This is a genomic window from Variovorax sp. MPBD4-3 (assembly GCF_058809745.1).
On the sequence record NZ_JBXASW010000005.1, the window covers coordinates 1 to 15,735 of the forward strand.

At 63.4% G+C, this 15,735-nt stretch carries 16 protein-coding genes; 5 read left to right on the forward strand and 11 right to left on the reverse strand.

Going from position 1 to position 15,735, the window contains the following annotated elements; translation table 11 throughout:
- Window positions 1–40 precede the first annotated feature (40 nt).
- Both AC1RVW_RS04040 and AC1RVW_RS04045 read right to left on the reverse strand, forming a co-directional pair.
- Entirely contained in the window at window positions 41–880 is an 840-nt protein-coding gene (locus AC1RVW_RS04040; RefSeq protein ID WP_493198161.1) for a siderophore-interacting protein, read from the reverse strand.
- Window positions 881–929: 49 nt separating this feature from the next.
- Window positions 930–1,514, reverse strand: a complete 585-nt coding sequence (locus AC1RVW_RS04045) for a PadR family transcriptional regulator (RefSeq protein WP_493198163.1) — start codon at window positions 1,512–1,514, stop codon at window positions 930–932.
- Between the two features lie 69 nt (window positions 1,515–1,583).
- On the opposite strand from AC1RVW_RS04045, the gene AC1RVW_RS04050 reads away from it, so the two are divergent.
- Window positions 1,584–1,793, forward strand: coding sequence for a DUF938 domain-containing protein (locus AC1RVW_RS04050; protein ID WP_493198165.1), 210 nt, complete (start codon window positions 1,584–1,586; stop codon window positions 1,791–1,793).
- On the opposite strand, the gene AC1RVW_RS04055 is transcribed toward AC1RVW_RS04050, so the two are convergent.
- The 3 genes from AC1RVW_RS04055 to AC1RVW_RS04065 all read right to left on the reverse strand — a co-directional run bounded on the left by AC1RVW_RS04055 (window position 1,781) and on the right by AC1RVW_RS04065 (window position 5,915).
- Complete coding sequence (locus AC1RVW_RS04055) at window positions 1,781–4,318, reverse strand: TonB-dependent siderophore receptor (protein ID WP_493198166.1); 2,538 nt, start codon at window positions 4,316–4,318, stop codon at window positions 1,781–1,783. The genes AC1RVW_RS04050 and AC1RVW_RS04055 overlap by 13 nt on opposite strands.
- Window positions 4,319–4,402: 84 nt before the next feature.
- Window positions 4,403–5,401: a FecR family protein gene (locus AC1RVW_RS04060; RefSeq protein WP_493198168.1), complete on the reverse strand. Its 999-nt coding sequence runs from the start codon at window positions 5,399–5,401 to the stop codon at window positions 4,403–4,405.
- Between the two features lies 1 nt (window position 5,402).
- A complete protein-coding gene (locus AC1RVW_RS04065) occupies window positions 5,403–5,915 on the reverse strand; it encodes a sigma-70 family RNA polymerase sigma factor (protein ID WP_081266517.1) in 513 nt (170 codons plus the stop codon).
- Window positions 5,916–6,074: 159 nt separating this feature from the next.
- Between AC1RVW_RS04065 and AC1RVW_RS04070 the strand changes: the two genes are divergently transcribed.
- The 4 genes from AC1RVW_RS04070 (at window position 6,075) to AC1RVW_RS04085 (ending at window position 8,621) form a co-directional block, all read left to right on the forward strand.
- On the forward strand, window positions 6,075–6,869 hold the full coding sequence (locus AC1RVW_RS04070; protein WP_172839788.1) for a DUF1266 domain-containing protein: 795 nt from the start codon (window positions 6,075–6,077) through the stop codon (window positions 6,867–6,869).
- A gap of 97 nt (window positions 6,870–6,966) precedes the next feature.
- The gene (locus tag AC1RVW_RS04075) at window positions 6,967–7,893 is read left to right on the forward strand and encodes a protein NO VEIN domain-containing protein (protein WP_493198171.1); all 927 of its coding nucleotides are present in this window, start codon (window positions 6,967–6,969) and stop codon (window positions 7,891–7,893) included.
- A gap of 19 nt (window positions 7,894–7,912) precedes the next feature.
- Window positions 7,913–8,188 (forward strand): hypothetical protein, encoded by a 276-nt coding sequence (locus tag AC1RVW_RS04080; protein WP_493198172.1) that lies wholly within the window; start codon window positions 7,913–7,915, stop codon window positions 8,186–8,188.
- Window positions 8,189–8,339: 151 nt separating this feature from the next.
- Window positions 8,340–8,621, forward strand: a complete 282-nt coding sequence (locus AC1RVW_RS04085) for a hypothetical protein (protein WP_493198174.1) — start codon at window positions 8,340–8,342, stop codon at window positions 8,619–8,621.
- Between the two features lie 196 nt (window positions 8,622–8,817).
- Here the strand turns inward: AC1RVW_RS04085 and AC1RVW_RS04090 are convergent, their stop codons facing one another.
- From AC1RVW_RS04090 to AC1RVW_RS04115, 6 genes are all read right to left on the reverse strand, one after another.
- Window positions 8,818–9,087, reverse strand: coding sequence for a DUF3850 domain-containing protein (locus AC1RVW_RS04090; RefSeq protein ID WP_493198176.1), 270 nt, complete (start codon window positions 9,085–9,087; stop codon window positions 8,818–8,820).
- Window positions 9,084–11,258, reverse strand: a complete 2,175-nt coding sequence (locus AC1RVW_RS04095) for a Rossmann-fold NAD(P)-binding domain-containing protein (protein ID WP_493198178.1) — start codon at window positions 11,256–11,258, stop codon at window positions 9,084–9,086. Before AC1RVW_RS04095 ends, AC1RVW_RS04090 begins: the two co-directional genes overlap by 4 nt.
- Window positions 11,255–11,869 (reverse strand): hypothetical protein, encoded by a 615-nt coding sequence (locus AC1RVW_RS04100; RefSeq protein WP_493198180.1) that lies wholly within the window; start codon window positions 11,867–11,869, stop codon window positions 11,255–11,257. The genes AC1RVW_RS04095 and AC1RVW_RS04100 overlap by 4 nt, the downstream gene beginning before the upstream one ends.
- A gap of 335 nt (window positions 11,870–12,204) precedes the next feature.
- Window positions 12,205–13,536, reverse strand: a complete 1,332-nt coding sequence (locus tag AC1RVW_RS04105) for a sulfatase family protein (RefSeq protein WP_493198182.1) — start codon at window positions 13,534–13,536, stop codon at window positions 12,205–12,207.
- Window positions 13,537–13,559: 23 nt separating this feature from the next.
- Window positions 13,560–14,558 (reverse strand): Bug family tripartite tricarboxylate transporter substrate binding protein, encoded by a 999-nt coding sequence (locus AC1RVW_RS04110; protein ID WP_285412446.1) that lies wholly within the window; start codon window positions 14,556–14,558, stop codon window positions 13,560–13,562.
- A gap of 151 nt (window positions 14,559–14,709) precedes the next feature.
- Window positions 14,710–15,720, reverse strand: coding sequence for a Bug family tripartite tricarboxylate transporter substrate binding protein (locus tag AC1RVW_RS04115; protein WP_493198184.1), 1,011 nt, complete (start codon window positions 15,718–15,720; stop codon window positions 14,710–14,712).
- Between the last annotated feature and the right edge of the window lie 15 nt (window positions 15,721–15,735).

A 15,735-nucleotide genomic window follows, 5' to 3' on the forward strand; every position in this document is an offset into this window, starting at 1 on the left:
CATCCCGGCCTTCCCCCAGAGGGGGAAGGAGCAAGGCAACTCACTCGTCGTGGGTGTCGTGCGTCGCCACCGCGCCCTTGCGCCAGTAGCCCGAGGCCCGCGTCCATTTCGGATTCGCGCCGCGCTCGCCCACCAGATGCGCGCGCAGCGCCTTGGCGATGGCCGATTCGCAGCCTACCCACGCATGGAAGTCGCCGGCAGGCAGCTTCGCGGCCTTCAGCGCGTCGAGCAGCACGGGGCTGGTGCCCGGCTCGGCGCCGCGCCTGTGCACCCAGTGCAGCGTGAGTTCGGCGCGGGTCTCGAAGGGCAGCTCGTCGGCTTCGCTGTCGACCTCCGCCAGCACCACCACGCGCGTGCCGGCCGGCAGCTCGGCCAGGCGGCGCGAGATGGCGGGCAGGGCGGTGTCGTCGCCGATCAGCAGGTGCCAGTCGAATTCGGTGGGCACGATGAACGAGCCGCGAGGGCCGCCCACGCCGAGGATGTCGCCGGGCTTGGCCTGCTCCGCCCATTGCGTGGCGGGGCCGGCGTCGTGCAGCGCGAAGTCGATTTCCAGCGTGCCGGCCTGGGCGTCGTGGCGGCGCGGCGTGTAGTCGCGCATGGTGGGGCGGCCGCTCGCGGGCCACACCGGGCCTTCGGGGCCGGCGGTCGGCAGCGTGAGCTTGCCGGTGGCGGCATCGGGAAAAAAGATCTTGGCGTGGTCGTCGAAGCCGGGGCTGTGGAAGCCCGCAAGGTCGTCGCCGGTGAGCGTCACGCGGATCAGGTGCGGCGTCACGCGCTCCACGGTCTTGACCGTGAGCTGGCGGAAGCGCAGTTCATGCCGCACCCGGCGCGGCGTGCGGTCGGGTGCGGAGGCGGTTGGCGAAGTACTGAAGTCAGTCATTGCATGAATCCTGTGGGAACAGGGCGGGTTGAGATTCGGTGGTGGTGGCTCAGATCTTGTCGATCTGCTGTGCGGCGCTGTCGAGCACGGCGGCAAAGTCGTGCGCCTGCTGCTCGGTCAGCGGCGTGCCCGACAGGCGCATGCGCATGGCGAGCTTGAGGTTTTCTATGGCGCGCGTGACTTGCGGCGGGCGCCCGCCGCGCGGGCCGGCGCCGTCTACGCCGCCGCTCATGCGGGCCATCATGGCGTCGGCCGTCTCGCGGTTGGCCGCGAGAAATTCCTGCCCGCCGGCGGTGATGCTGTAGCGCTTGCGCCCGCCGTTGTCGGCGGTTTCCACGCTCAGGTAGCCCAGCTCCTCGAGCAGCGTGAGGGTGGGGTAGACCACGCCGGGGCTGGGCGCATAGCTGCCGCCGAGGCGGTCTTCGATCGCCTTGATCAGTTCGTAGCCGTGGGCGGGCTTGTCGGCGATGAGCTGCAGCAGCACGAAGCGCAGCCCGCCGTGGCCGAACACGCGGCCGCCGGCGCCGCCGCCGCCGCCGCGCCCGCCACGGTGTCCGCGACCGCCGGAAAGGCCGTCTTCATGCTCGCCGCGCGCGGTGTGGCAGTGGTGGTGGCCGAAGTGGAAATGTCTCATGCTGGGCATCCTTCTCGATGTATATCTGAAATTATTTTAGATATATCTAAAAACAAGTCAAATCGATACATGACGGGATGCCCGGCAGCGCGCGAGGGGCTGCCGATTACCTACGGCCCGTATTTCGAGGATGAGGCCCCGGCGCCGGGCAACCTCGCGTTCGACCAAAGCCTGCGCGACCGCAACGTTTCCCTGGGCATCCGCCGGCTGGAAGACGTGGTCGCGCAGGCGCGCAGCTCAGGCCTCGCACTGCGCGAGAGGCACGCTCAGAACTTGTAGCGCGCCGTCAGCTGCACGTTGCGCGGCGCGCCGTACGTGCCCGAGTACCACCAGCCCGAAACCGACGAGATGTACTTGCGGTCGAACAAGTTCTGGACGTTGAGCGTGAGGGAGAGCTGATCGTTGACTTCGTACCGAGCCATCAGGCTGGCCACGGCATAGGCGCCCTGGCGTGCGGTGACCGTGCGTTCGATCTGCCAGGCCTCTCCCGTGTAGTAGAAGCCGCTGCTCCAGTCCACGCCGCCGCCCAGCGTGAGCCGCCGCCAGTCGCCGGACATGCGATAGGTGGTCCACAGGCGAGCCATCTGGCGCGGAAAGGTGGTGTTGATGCGCTGGCCGTTGGGGTCCTTCGAGGTGCTGAAGTTGTAGGACGCAGCCACGTTCCAGCCGCGCGCCAGCGTGCCGTTGAGCTCCAGGTCGATGCCCCGCGTCGTCGCGCCCTTGATGGCGCGCGAGGCCGTGGTCGTGGTGCCCGGAACGAAGTAACCCGAGTCCGCCTCCGCGACGTTGTCCTGCTTGATCTGGTAGACGGCGGCGCTGCTCGTCACCCGGCCGTCGAGGAAGCTGCTCTTGATGCCGGCCTCGTACGTGTCGCCCTTTTGCGGATCGAGCAGCGCGCCGTTGCGGTCGACCGAGCTTTGCGGGTTGTAGATCGTGGCAAAGCTTGTGTAGAGCGTGTGGTTCTCGTTCAGGTCGTACAGCAGACCGGCATAGGGCGTGAACACGCGCCGCTCGGACGAAGGCGAGTTCGTGTGGTAGCCGTCGGTGGTGTCGGTGATGTAGTCGCTGTCGTAGTCAAGCAGCTTGCCGCCCACCACCAGCTTGAACTGGTCGCTCAGCTGGAGGCGGCCCGCGCCGTAGATGCTCTTTTGCCGCCGCGTGCTGTCGAAGGTGACGTAACGGTCCCCGAACACCGGCGTGCCCGTGTTGTTCCAGCTGTAGATGTTGACTGGCGCATTGCGCAGCCCCGAGATGTCGAAGCTGCCGTTGGTGAGGCTGCGGAAGTCGGTGTAGTCGGCGCCGATCACGGCTTCGTGCTGGCGGCCGAACAGGGTGAACGGGCCCGTCAGCTTCAGGTCCACCGTCTTGTTGCGCAGGTTGTAGTCGCGGCGCTCGGCGTTCAGGTTCAGTCCGTCGCCGGTGAACTTGTCGAAAAGGCTGCTGTTGACCGCCAGGTAGACCGAGTCTTCGCGCTGCTTCGAGCGCAGGTAGTTGGCCGAGAGCTTGAGCTTCCAGTCGTTGGCGAGCGACTGCTCCAGCATCACGAAGCCGCTGGTCGAATTGGTGTTGAAGCGGTTGTCGCGGCTCGCGCCGTTGAAGGACACCGGAAAGTCGACCTGCTCGCCGCTGCTGTTGAACAGCGGATAGCCCAGGTAAGACAGCGATCCGCGAGACCGGTTTTCCTGATAGTCGATGCCCGCGGTGAGCTTCAGCGTGGAGGTCAGGTCGGCTTCCACCACGCCGTAGAACACGTCTTTCTTCTTGCGGTAGTAGTCGATGTAGCTGTTGCCTTCCTGGTGCACCGCCACCATCCGGCCGCGCACGCTGCCCGATTCGTTCAGCGGGGTCGAGATGTCCAGCATGCCGCGCCGGTCGCCCCACGAGCCGACGCTGGCCTCCGCCACGCCCTGGAACGCGGCCGTGGGCTTCTTGCGCACCATGTTGATGATGCCGGACGGATCACCCGCGCCCGTGGTCAGGCCCGAGGCGCCGCGCATCACCTCGATGCGGTCGTACAGCGCCATGTCCGCGATGCTCTGCGTGGGCAGCGCATCCAGGCCCAGGAATTCGCTGTGCGTGCTGATCCCGTCGAGCTGGTAGTTGGTGATCGGGTAGCCCCGCGCGCTGGCGCTGTTGCGCTCCGTGCCCAGCGTCGAGGTCGAGAGGCCCGGCGTGCGCGCCAGCACCTGGCCGATGCTGGTGAGGTTCTGGTCTTCCAGGCGCTGCTGCGTGATCACGCTGATCGACTGTGGCGTGTCCTTCAGGCTCAGTCCGAGGCCGGTGGCCGAACTGCTCGGCCCCCTGGCGGTGTAGGCACCAGTGCCTTCGGTGGTGCCAGTGCGGTCGGCCTGCGCCGTCACGCGCACCTCGGCCAGCGTGGAGCCCGCTTCAGGCGTGAACGGCAGCGCCGCGCTGCTTTCGGACGCGACCACCGTCAGCGTGCCGCTCGGTGTCTGCGCCAACGCGAGTCCGCTGCCGGCCAGCGCCTGCTGCGCCGCTTGCGCCACGGTCAGGCGCCCTTGCACCGCAGGCGCCCGGCGTCCGGCCACGAGCGCGGGTGCCGCACTGATGGTGCGGCCGCTCTGGCGGGCGATGCGTGCCAGCACGATGCCCAGCTCATCGGCGGGCAGCTTCCATGCCAGGGCGCCGTCGGTTGCAGCGGGAGCGCCCGGGGATGCGGTTGGCGCTTGCGCGAACGATGCGCTGCCGCATGCGAACAGTGCGGCCAGCGCCAGTGTGGCCTTGCGCGTCGGCAGGGGTGGGCCGGCCTTCGGGCGGGCCGATGAAATAGGGGAGAGCGTCACGTCGGACATTCCTCGTCGGTTCTGTCTGGGTTGATCGGAGTGTTCAACCCTGTATGTCCCGCGAGGGTGCGAAAACCCGTCAGCTCATGCGTCGCGCACGTCCACGTACACAACCAGATCGCTCCAGCGGCGCACGCGCAGCGGCAGCGTGTCCACCAAGTCCTGCAAGACCTGCATCGGCCGGTCCAGCGGGTAGACGCCGAAGACACGCACGCGCGCGGCCGCGGCGCTCACGCGCAACACGGCAGGCGTGTAGGGGCGCAGCGCGTCCAGCACGTCGGCCAGCGGCTGGTCATGCACTTCCAGCACGCCCGCCGACCAGGCGCTGGGGTCGACACGCGTGGCGAAGATCGCTTCGACGCGGTCCGACTGCATCCACGCGCTGCTGCCCTGCTCCAACGCGATGCCGGCGCCTTCGTCGCCCGGGGCCAGCCGCACGCTGTGTTCCAGCACCGACACCAGCGTGCGCCCCTGTTCCTGCTGCACCATGAAGCGCGTACCCAGCGCGCGCACCGTGCCCTGCGCGGTCTGCACGACGAAGGGCCGCAGCGCGTCGGCCGCGACCTGGGCGATCAACGCGCCCGCGCGCAAGCGCACGAGGCGCTGCGTCGAGCTGAAATAGAGATCGGCCGACGAGCGCGCGTTGAGCAACAGGTCGCTGCCGTCTTCCAGCGCGAAGCGCCGGCGCTCGGCCGTGCCCGTGTGCAGATCGGTGGACCAGGCCATGAGCGGCATGCGCCGGTTGAACCAGATTCCGCCGCCAGCGGCCGTGAGCAAAGCCACCGCGGCGCTGCCCAGCAGTGCGCGACGGCCTGGGCGATGGGCCGCAGCCGTGCTCAGGGCGCGGACGCTGGGGGATGCATGGCCGTCGGCCTGCAACTGGCTCAACGCGGGCGAGATCCGCTGGTTCAAGCGTTGCTGCAGGTCCATCCATGCGGCGGAATGGGCTGGGGCCATGGCAAGCCACTGCGCGAAGGCCTGTTGGTCGCCATCGTTGCTGTGGCCCGAGTCGAGCCGCACCAGCCAGTCGATGGCCTGCTCGGTGACCGCATCGAGCGGCAGTGCATGGGCGTGCGCAGGCATCTCAGGCCTCCGCCTGCACCGGGCAGGTGTAGAGATGCACGATGGCCTGTTTCACATAGCGCTCGACCGAGGTGATCGAGATGCCCATGCGCGCCGCGATGTCGGCATGCGCCAGGCCCTCCAGCCGGCGAAGCAGGAAAGCCTCGCGTACCTTGGGCGGCAGGCCGTCGAGCCAGCGGTCGATGGTTTCGACCGCTTCGCGCACCAGCGCGTAGGTTTCCGGGGAGGGCGCCAGTTCCTGCGGTTGCGCAGCAAGTGCGTCGAGCCATGCGCGCTCCAGCTCGCGGCGGCGCCAGAAGTTGTAGAGCACCCGCTGCGCCAGCGTCGTCAGGTAGGCGCGCGGCTCCTGGATCGCCTGCGCCTGGCCGCCGCTGATGACGCGAACGAAAGTGTCTTGCGTCAGGTCGGCGGCCGTGTGGCCGTCGCCCAGCCGGCGCCGCAGCCAGCCTTGAAGCCAGTCGCGGTGCTCCCGGTAAAGCGCATCGATCGGGGCTGTCGCAGCGGGGGAAGGCATGGAACGAAAGTGCGTCAAATGAGAATTGCTCTCATTTTACCCGTGGCCCTCGGTATCCTGCCGCCCGTGCTGGTTAACATGTGCCGTTCCGCGGGCTGCGGCGTGCCCGCCACGCCAACCCGGTCCGTTTGGCTTCAATCACAGGGAGTTTCAATGGGGATGATGGATACCCTCGGCCACGCGCTGATGGACAACGACAAGCTTCACTTCGACACCGCCGAGGTGCTCACGGGGCAAGAGCAATGGCTGGTCACGCTCAGTGCGCCGCTGTCTGCTTTCAATGGCGACTTCGTGAACGCGGTGGCCACCGGCAAGGACAACGACGTGCTGCGCGAGGGCATCGCCGACGTCTGGAGCGTGCACGACCGCGCCAGCTTCGAGCAGACGGCCCGCTGGCTGGTCGACGAGGGCCAGCGCTCGGCCTACCGCCCGCTGTGGAATGCCGTGGCCGCCATCGACACCGCCACGCGGGAAACGCCCATGCTGCTGCGGATGGCCATGGAGGCCTTCTTCCCGGCGTTCTTCCAGATCAAGGCGCGCAAGAGCCTCGACTATCGCCAGCTCGCCGCGCAGAGCGGCAAGTCGACGCAGGAGCTGTCGGCGTTGATGACGGGCAGCCCGAGCTGGGTCGAGGCCCTGCGCAAGCACTTCCAGGTCTCCGCGGCCGACGTGCCCGACCTGGTCGCGTGGGACGCCGTGCGCCTTGCCAGCCTCTCGCGCTGGGCGGTGCAGCTCGGCTACATCGAGCGCGCCGAGTTCGCGGGCTTTGCCGGCGGCCTGGCCACCAAGGTGCGCGAGGCCTACTCCAGCTGGTCGCAGGTGAGCGCCGCATACATAGCGGGCGGGCTCATCTGGAAGTACTCCGATGCGCGCGAAGAGCATCTGCTTCGCACCAACCGAATGCTGCTCGGCGATGCGCGCAGCCCCTACCGCAGCGTGCCGTTCGCCGGCTGAAGCAGCGCCTGATGCGCCCATGCCCGCATCCACCGGCTGCCCAGCCGGTCGATGCGGCATACTCCCCACCCCCTCAAACTCACCAGAATTCCACTGAATGGACAAGGAAGTCGACCCCCGCGTACTCACTGTGATCGACGAGATGCGGCTCTCGGGCCCACGGCTCACACCGGTCGAGATCGTTGCAAAAATGGGTGTGTTCGACGCTCGCGACAAGCCCTTCGAGCATGCCTGGCTGGCCACCGGCGACAACATCATCGCCACCATCTGGGCCGAATGGGTGAACGTGGCGGCCAACGGGCGCTGGTTCTACCTCGAGTCGCTCGACGTGCACCACCGCGCTGGCGGCGGCGAACGCAACGCACAACAGATACAGCGCGCCAAAGACCGGCTCGCGCTGCTCAAGCGCAGCTATGACAGCGGCAGCGGCTTCCGCGCCGTGGTGCAGACCAACCGCATCGCCATCCTCGAAGTCGAGAGCAACAAGGACGCCAAGGTCTCTACCCGCGTGCGCGACGACGACGAATGGCACGTCGCCAGCTGGGAGCCCGAGCACAAGCTGGCCGTGCTCGTGCGCGGCCCGAGCGGCTGGACGCCCACCGACGCCGAAGTGCAGGCCGCCAGGGCGCGCGGCAACGTGCCGCAGCCCATCTCGACCACGGCCAATGCGGGCGCGGCAGGCGGCGGCGACAACAAGGCGTCGCCCGAACAGGTGCAGGCCGCGGCCCTCGAATACGTCGTCAAGCACTTCACCGGCTACGGCTACAAGGCCGAGAACATGACCGGCAAGGGCTTCGACCTCGAAGTGTCCAACGCCAAGGGCCAGACCCTGCTGCGCGTGGTCGTCAAGGGCACCGCGCCCGGCGTGCCCAGCTTCAAGCTCAGCAAGGAAGAAAGCGACTGCTCCGTGCGCGAGCCGCTGTGGCGCCTGCTGGTGGTGACCGACGCCGGCAGCGGCGTGGCGCAGCACAAGATCTACAAGCCGACGGAGATCAATTCGGCGCCGGGGTTTGATCCGGCTTGATTGCTGATGGCGCGCGGCCTTGATTGATGCTGCCGCGTTGCCCCTTTTCTTTTATCTGACTGAAGCGGCGCTCTTGAAGCGCCGTTTTTTCGTCAGTGACAGTGCCCAACTGTCATGGCTTTGTGTCTTGCCGCAGCGCCCCGGCAGATATCTCGTTGATTCGAGAATTCCTCGACGAAATCTTTTCTCTTGCGCGGCTTCGCTTCTCTACAGTGAATGCCCCTGCCGCAAGACGCCCCTCCTTGTGGGCGACGAACACCATGAAAAGGAACTCCCCGAACTTCTGATCAAGTGAACTGATGAACCGCCCACCTCACGGCGGGTTGCCGGTGCTCCCTTGGTGCATCGGTGCGAACGTGAGGCACAAAAGGCGACGGCCAGGGCGCGCAAACACCCTGACCGTCTGACCACATGACGTGCATTACCTTGGAAGGAGAGCACACCAAATGGCTGAGCGAATTATGGCCGGGCGTTCTGCGCCCAAATCTTCCCGCGGCACACGCGGCACCACGAAGCCCACGGCGGCAACCACCCCGACGGCCGACGAGGCAAGAGACCTGCTTGAAATCAAACTGGCGCAGCTGAACTCGCTGCTTTGGTGCTGTTATGGCGACGGCAATGGGTGGTTCGAGGAGGCGGGGGAGAAGCATCGGGATCACATGCTTTGGATTGCTTCTGATCTGGCTCGAGAGGCGGAGATGTTGTTGGAGGTGAGTGGGAGGGGGTAGGGCATGGGCCGTCGCTCGTTTGTGACGAGCGGTGGCTCCAAACTTTGGTGGCCTTTCTAACTGATGTCGAGTGCTTCAATCCAAGTTAATAGTACTGCGACAGCCAAAGCCGGCATCTTCCATAAAGGAAGCAACACCAATGTGCGCCGTATCCGCAGCAGAGTTTGCATATGGGATTACGCGCGAGTCCACCATTTCAATCAATCAAACGGACACTCAAGATGCAGAAATGCGGATCAAGTGCTTCTTCCGAAACTGCACACGGCTCTTCGGCCGAAGTCATTGACATAACTAAGACAGAGCAAGCTCGACCGGTGTATTCACCCTTGGCAGGATCAAACTCCCGCAACTCAAGTTTATCCCCAATCTGAAATTCGCGGTCTTGGCGCCGCAACTCGTGCGTACGAATGCCCGCCGCAATCGGCTCAAAAAATTTTGGCCAGCTTTTTAAGACGTGTGCCTTCATTTCGCATTTGCACTATTAATCGGGATGAAATCAGAATGATCAAAATTCAACTGCAACGGAATGTCAACTCGAGGTGGGTCTATTTTTGTAACCAATTCTAATATATTCTTTACTTTGATTGAGAGTTTTTGTGCCGGCTTTATGGTGTTTGCCAATTCCGCAAGCTGAATATTTCTAATTCCGTCAATGGGTGCAACGGCGGCTCGCTGGAGAGCTTCAAGAAATGACTTGGTCATCGTCACGATCTGTTTCAGTTCTCTGTCGTCGATGAAAAATCTCGATGCGGTGCTGTCGATATAAATTACGCCAAGAACTGGCGAAGGCGCTGTGTGAGATGATTTTAATTCTGGTTCGAGTAATGGGATTGCAAGTACAAATCCAACCTTTTTTGACATAAGTCTCGAAGCCTGATGAAGCTTTAACGGCTCCATTGATGCATTCAACTTGGCTGAATCGATATCTCGAATGGAACGAACTATCTGGCGACAGCAATAGGCTTGCCCAATCGTGCCATTTTCAGCTGGAAAGGTACGTCCAGCTGCTGATTGTTGAGCTCGAGCATCCTCGGTGCCCTGATAATCACAAGCCTGTTGGAGTAACTCCTCCGATCCGAAAATCATCGCTCGATGAAGCGTCACCCTCAATCGGCCTTTTGGATGGCGTGCAAGAATAGCTCCAGCAATTGCGGAGCAAAAAGCAGTGGCGACCATCTCCGTTGGGCCAGGTAGATATTCTTTTCGCCAATGAGATCTTTGATCGTCGCCAATTTTGTCAATCTCTTTGCTTGGACCGGGTATGTCGAAATAGCCACCCGGCCAGCGAGGTTTATCAATCTGAGAAAAGGGGTCAGGGCGAGCAGCGCCCCTGCGGGCTTGGATCGCTTGGTACAAATTCTCGGAGAGCATGTCCTCCAATTGTTCGTCGCGATAGGTGCCATGTCGCCGAATTACGAGATTTTCAGGGATTCCATGTTGTTGTGTTAGTTTTTTTTCATCGTATGTGGAAGGTACGAAGCCGCCGCACTTGTACAGCATATACACAAGCAACTTGTTTTGAAATGAGATTCGAGAAGTTTTCGGATCAAAGAGCTGCGATAGCTTTTTGACCTGTAGTCGGAGAATGGCGTCCGTATCTCGGCGCAATCTACGTCGGAGTCGATCGCATGCGCTCTCAAATTCGGCCTTGGTCTTGGTTTTACTGCTGAGAGCCTCAAAAGCACCAAACAATCCTGCTTTATGGAGACTATAGGCAAATTTCTGATGAAGTGCCTGTATTGCAAGTAACAGTTGATCGTGACCTGTAAAAACTTCTTGCAATATACGGTCTTGCCTATACTGCGAAATTCTGACCCGAAGAAGATCAATCATCGCACCATCGCCCTGTCCGGAAACTAGATAAGTGCGACGCGGCTCGTCTAGGCTTGGTTGACCCACGGTTTCATTGCGCCAATAAGAAAGAGCCCCATCACGCTCAAGTCCGAAACCAACCGCAAGAATTACCATGTCGAAGTCATCTGACATCCCTGTCGCCAGACTGATTCTGCCTCTGTGTGCGGTGCCGTCGGCAGGATCTCGTTCTTCGCCAACCCACTCAATGCGTAAACGCTTACTGGAACGTGGCACCTCATGAATTTGCAGATGCCGCGCATTGCAATAGAGCTTTACCGAATTCTGGCTCGACGCGTGAACTATCTTTCCCCATTGAGCAAGTACCTGAACGACCACATCAGACGCTCGGGCCGCCGTCCAATTTAAGATCGGAAGCATCGCCACGCTCGCTTGACTGCCCGTTTTTGGCCAATCGTAGATCCTTGGATGAAGCCACCGTGAATCGCTTCCTTGTTGTAGCGGAAGCAGAGCATCTCGCTGTTCAAATAAGGTGAGGTCGGCTAGAACACCTTTTGCAAGCAAACCTGCGGCAACGGACAAGCCAGCAAAACCAGCCCCGACGATCGCAATTTTCTTGCGCTTCTTAGCAAATTTTTTGTCTGCAGAAATTGCCGCAGGCAACAGTTCTGATTCAATCGCAGACCAAGCGAGATTTAAAGCGCGGATCTGCTGGCTGAACACTGTAACCCCAGTATCAAACGTGCCAACCATGTATAGGCAGGAGCCGTCAACACGGTACGTTTTTATCAATTCCAAGGCTGCTGCATGTGAGACATCGGTCATTGTGCTTCTTCCGCAGATATGCCGTCTAACCATTGATAAACCGCTGCCGGGTCAATATTGTCTCCAACCACAAGGAGTTTTTCATGCGGCAGCCTATCCGTGAGTTCGTCCAGGTGTGCGCACGCGCTCCGAACATATTGCCTAAACGAGTCTTCGGTAGGGCGTGATCTGCGCTCAATCCGCTCAACGATGACTTCCGGCGTTTGTTTGAGAAACAAGTATCCGCTTGGGGGGCCTAGCCTTCTCTGTACGACGGCACGAATCGCTTCGTAGGCTGGAAGATCATCAGCCAACCTCAAAGAGGCCCAAAGCCAGTCCGTTTCGAAGGACCAGTCGCAGAAAGCAATCGTGTCACTGGGGGCTGTCGAAACAAGGTGCGCATGCTGCAACAGAAAAGACAAGTCATAGCCCAGATACCCGAGCGCTGCAACCGAACTGCTGTCACCCCAGAATGGGTTGCGCTCGTGGTCTTCAGGGAGGAGTTGTCCTGAAGCGAGTGCTAAGCGCCTCGCCAAAGTGGTTTTTCCTGACCCGAATACACCAAGAATCTCCACGCGACGCGGGCGAGTTTTTGCGCAAAGTTTAGGGGCTGAAAGTATGACCATGGCCAATTGTGCACCTCCAGTGAGGCAATACTTTCGGCGATGGTCGGTTCGTCATCTACGTCAGCAAACTCGCCGAAGCTGTTCAGCTGAGGTAGGTGCAGTTTGATGGCCCAAATCTAGTTGGGACCGCTGAGCCTCAACGGCGGCATAGAGCTGAGGTCAGCTACTTGGCCGCACTGACTCGACTTTAGGTCGGCCTTGAGCGTTATGGCTGTTGCCGATCGGCGCAGGCAGCACACACTATCGCCTGGGCACTGGGGCACAGCAGGGCGGTTTGCTTGCGCGATCGCTTCGAGAACGATGAGGTCGTCCGACAGGGACTGGGCTGACCACAAACTGCCTCACCTCTGCGGCATATCCTTAACCGAGTACCCCAAACTCACGGTCGCATCCTCCGGAATAGCCGGCATAGTCGCATTCCAAGCCGCCCAATCCGCCCGCATAGCGGCGAGTCGTTCAGGCTCCTTCTTCGCCAGATTCGCCCGCTCGCGTTCATCCCCGGGGATGTTGAACAGGTACTCGTTCCCGTCCACCTTCAGGTACTTCCAGTCGCCGTCGCGCAGCGCTTCCTGTCCGCGATGGTTCATGCGCCAGTGCAGCGGGCGGCGGAAGCTCTTCGACGCGTCCTTGAGCACGGGCATCAGCGAAACGCCATCCAGCGGATAGTCCGGGTGCGCGGCCACGCCGGCTGCGTCGAGCATGGTGGCCGACCAGTCCATGGTCATGCACAGCTGCGGGCTCTCGCCGCCCTTGGCGATCACGGCGGGCCAGTGGGCGATCCATGGCACGCGGATGCCGCCTTCGGTCAGGTCCATCTTGCCGCCGACCAGCGGCCAGTTGTCGGAGAAGCGTTCGCCGCCGTTGTCGCTGGTGAACACCACCAGGGTGTTGTCGGCCATGCCGTGCTTTTCCAGCGCAGCCATGATCCAGCCGATGCCTTCGTCCATGTGATGGATCATGCGGCGGTACACATGAATGTTGCCGCCGGCCAGGTCGAACAGGTTGTCCTTGATGTTCGGCGCCTTGGCCGCGTCGTCGCGTGTCTCCCACGGCCAGTGAGGTGCGGTGTAGTGCAGGCTCAGGAAGAAGGGCGCGTCGTCCTCTTTCTTCTGGAGTTCTGCCATGCGGTCGACATAGTCGACTGCGCGCCTGGATAGGATGTCGGTGAGGTAGCCCTCTTCGACCTTGTCTTCTTCGCCGAACCACAGGTCGTGGCGGCCGGTGGAGTCGCAATGCGTGAAGTAGTCGACGCCGCCCGACATGGGCCCGAAGAATTCGTCGTACCCCGAGCGCAGCGGCCCGAAGCTGGGCGGGTAGCCCAGGTGCCATTTGCCGATGAGGGCGGTCTGGTAGCCGCTGGCCTTCAGCAGCGAAGGCAGGGTGGGGTGGTCGGTGGGCAGGCCCAGGGTGGTGCTGCCGCGGCTCCTGCTGTTGATGGGCTCTTCGGCCGCGCCGCGCAGGCGGTACTGGTAGCGGCCGGTGATCATGCCGAAGCGCGTGGGCGAGCACACGGGCGAGTTGGCATAGCCCTGGGTGAGCTTCAGGCCGTTGGCGGCCAGGCCGTCGAGCACGGGCGACACGGGGCCGAACGCGGCATCGCGCCCGCCGTAGCAGCCGAGGTCGGCATAGCCGAGGTCGTCGGCCACGATGAAGATGATGTTGGGTCTGGTCATATATCTCCTGGAGTTCTTTTTCTTCAGGGCTGGTAGCCGGACTTCTGGACCACGGGCGCCCACTGCGTGCGGTAGGCCTTCAGCATGGCCACGGTCTGCGCCTGGGTGCTGACCACGGGCGTCATGCCGGAGTCCTTGAACTTGCGTTGCGTGTCCGGGTCTTGCATGACTTCGCGGATGGCGGTGGCCAGCTGCTCGACCTTGGCCTTGGGCATGGTGGTCGGGGCAAAGAAGGTGTTCCAGCCGGTGGCGGCCAGGTCGAGGCCGGCTTCCTTGAAGGTGGGAATGTTCGGCGCGAACGGCGAGCGCTTGGCGCCCGACAGCGCCAGGATGCGCAGCTTGCCCGCCGTGTGCTGCGGCAGCACCACGTCTTCGGTGTCGACGGCAATGGGCACCTGCCCGCCGATCAGGTCGTTCAGCAGCGGCGCGGAGCCGCGGTAGCCGATCACCTGGGTCTGCACCTTGGCCTTCTCGCCCACCATGAGGCCGAAGAAGTGCGGCAGGCTGCCGGTGGCGGGCACGCCCACGTTGGCCTGGTCGGGGTTGGCGCGCATCCATGCGAGCAGGTGGCTCAGTTCGCGCACCGGCAGGGTGGGCGACACGGCGAGCGCGAAGTCGTAGTCGTTGACGTGCGACACGGGCACGAAGTCGCGGTCGGGGTCGTAGTTGTTGTCCTTGAAGACCAGCGGCGCCACCACCATGACGGCGGGGTTGGCGAGCATCAGCACGTTCTGGTTGGCCGGCGTGACTTTCACCTGCTGCGCCGCGAGGCGGCCGCCCGCGCCGGGCTTGTTGTCGACGATGACCGCCACGCCCAGCTTGGTGCCGAGCTTGTCGGCCACCACGCGCGCCACGCGGTCGGTGGCGCCGCCGGGCGCATAGCCGACCACGATGTGCAGCGGGGTGTCCAGCTTGGCCTGGGCGGCGGCACCGGTGGCAAAAGCCGCCGTGAAGCCGGCTACAGCCAGCATGCCGACGAGGCGGTGGGTGGCGCGGCGGGTGAGGGAGTGGGTCGGCAGCATGATGTGCAGGTCCTTGTCTTCTTCGGTTCAGGCAATGGCCAATGAGTGTGACCGCGAGGTCCGCGGTTGCGGACGATTCTGAAGACGCTGCATTCGATTGTTCAAATCAACCATTGCCCTGGTTTACCCAGGTGTGGCGCTCCTGCCCTGTTCAGTCGACCTTCATGCCGGTGGCCTTGACGATGCGGCCGTAGCGCGCAAGGCTGGCGGCCAGGTGGTCGCTGGCGGCGGTGCCGGTTTCTCCGAGCGCAACCATGTCGAGCGCGGCAAGGCGCGACTTCACCTCGGGCAGCGCCATCGCCTTCTGAAGCGACGTGCGCAGTGTCAGCATCACCGGCTCGGGCGTGGCGGCCGGCACCATCGCGAGGTAGAGCACCTCGAACTCCAGGTTCTTCAAACCCAGTTCGCCCACGGTGGGCACCTGCGGCAGCAGGGGCGAGCGCTGGCGGCCGGTCACGGCCAGGGCGCGCAGCTTGCCCGACTGCACCTGCGGCAGCAGACCCGGCGTGGCGAGGATTCCGGCCTGCACTTCGTCGCCCATCAGCGCCAGCACGGCGGGCGCGTTGCCCTTGTAGGGCACGTGCGTGATCTTGGCGCCGGTCTCGCTCGCGAAGATCTCGGCGGCGATGTGGCCCGGGCTGCCGTTGCCGGCCGAGCTGAAGGTGGCGGGCTCGGCCTTGGCCTGCGCGATGAACTCGGGCAGCGTCTTCGCCTTCACGTTGCCCGCCACGCCAAAGCTCAGGCCCGACGAGCTGAAGATCATCAGCGGCTTCAGGTCCTTGGCCGCGAAGGGCATCGACGCATAGAGGTGCGGGTTGATGGTGAAGGTGGTGTCGATGCCCAGCAGCACCGTGTAGCCGTCGGCCGGGCTCTTGGCCACCAGGTCGGCGCCGATGTTGCCGCCCGCGCCGGGGCGGTTGTCGACGATGAAGGGCTGCTTAAGGTCCTTCTGCAGCGCGTCGGCCAGCGCGCGCGCAAGGATGTCGATGGGTCCGCCGGCCGGGAAGTTGGTGAGCAGCTTCACCGCCTTGGCGGGGTAGGGGGCGTCGGCCGCCTGCGCCGCCGTGGCGCTGAGGCCCAGCGGCAGCAGCGCGGCACAGGCAGCAGCTACGGCAAAGCGGCGGCGCGCGCCGCCCAGGGCGTTCTTGAAAACGGTGGTCATGTCTTGGCTTGTCTC

Coding starts and splice junctions, on each gene's coding strand:
- AC1RVW_RS04040 (WP_493198161.1), bottom strand. CDS start 880: ATGACTGACTTCAGTACTTCGCCAACCGCCTCCGCACCCGACCGCACG.
- AC1RVW_RS04045 (WP_493198163.1), bottom strand. CDS start 1,514: ATGAGACATTTCCACTTCGGCCACCACCACTGCCACACCGCGCGCGGC.
- AC1RVW_RS04050 (WP_493198165.1), top strand. CDS start 1,584: ATGACGGGATGCCCGGCAGCGCGCGAGGGGCTGCCGATTACCTACGGC.
- AC1RVW_RS04060 (WP_493198168.1), bottom strand. CDS start 5,401: ATGCCTGCGCACGCCCATGCACTGCCGCTCGATGCGGTCACCGAGCAG.
- AC1RVW_RS04065 (WP_081266517.1), bottom strand. CDS start 5,915: ATGCCTTCCCCCGCTGCGACAGCCCCGATCGATGCGCTTTACCGGGAG.
- AC1RVW_RS04070 (WP_172839788.1), top strand. CDS start 6,075: ATGATGGATACCCTCGGCCACGCGCTGATGGACAACGACAAGCTTCAC.
- AC1RVW_RS04075 (WP_493198171.1), top strand. CDS start 6,967: ATGGACAAGGAAGTCGACCCCCGCGTACTCACTGTGATCGACGAGATG.
- AC1RVW_RS04085 (WP_493198174.1), top strand. CDS start 8,340: ATGGCTGAGCGAATTATGGCCGGGCGTTCTGCGCCCAAATCTTCCCGC.
- AC1RVW_RS04090 (WP_493198176.1), bottom strand. CDS start 9,087: ATGAAGGCACACGTCTTAAAAAGCTGGCCAAAATTTTTTGAGCCGATT.
- AC1RVW_RS04095 (WP_493198178.1), bottom strand. CDS start 11,258: ATGACCGATGTCTCACATGCAGCAGCCTTGGAATTGATAAAAACGTAC.
- AC1RVW_RS04105 (WP_493198182.1), bottom strand. CDS start 13,536: ATGACCAGACCCAACATCATCTTCATCGTGGCCGACGACCTCGGCTAT.
- AC1RVW_RS04110 (WP_285412446.1), bottom strand. CDS start 14,558: ATGCTGCCGACCCACTCCCTCACCCGCCGCGCCACCCACCGCCTCGTC.
- AC1RVW_RS04115 (WP_493198184.1), bottom strand. CDS start 15,720: ATGACCACCGTTTTCAAGAACGCCCTGGGCGGCGCGCGCCGCCGCTTT.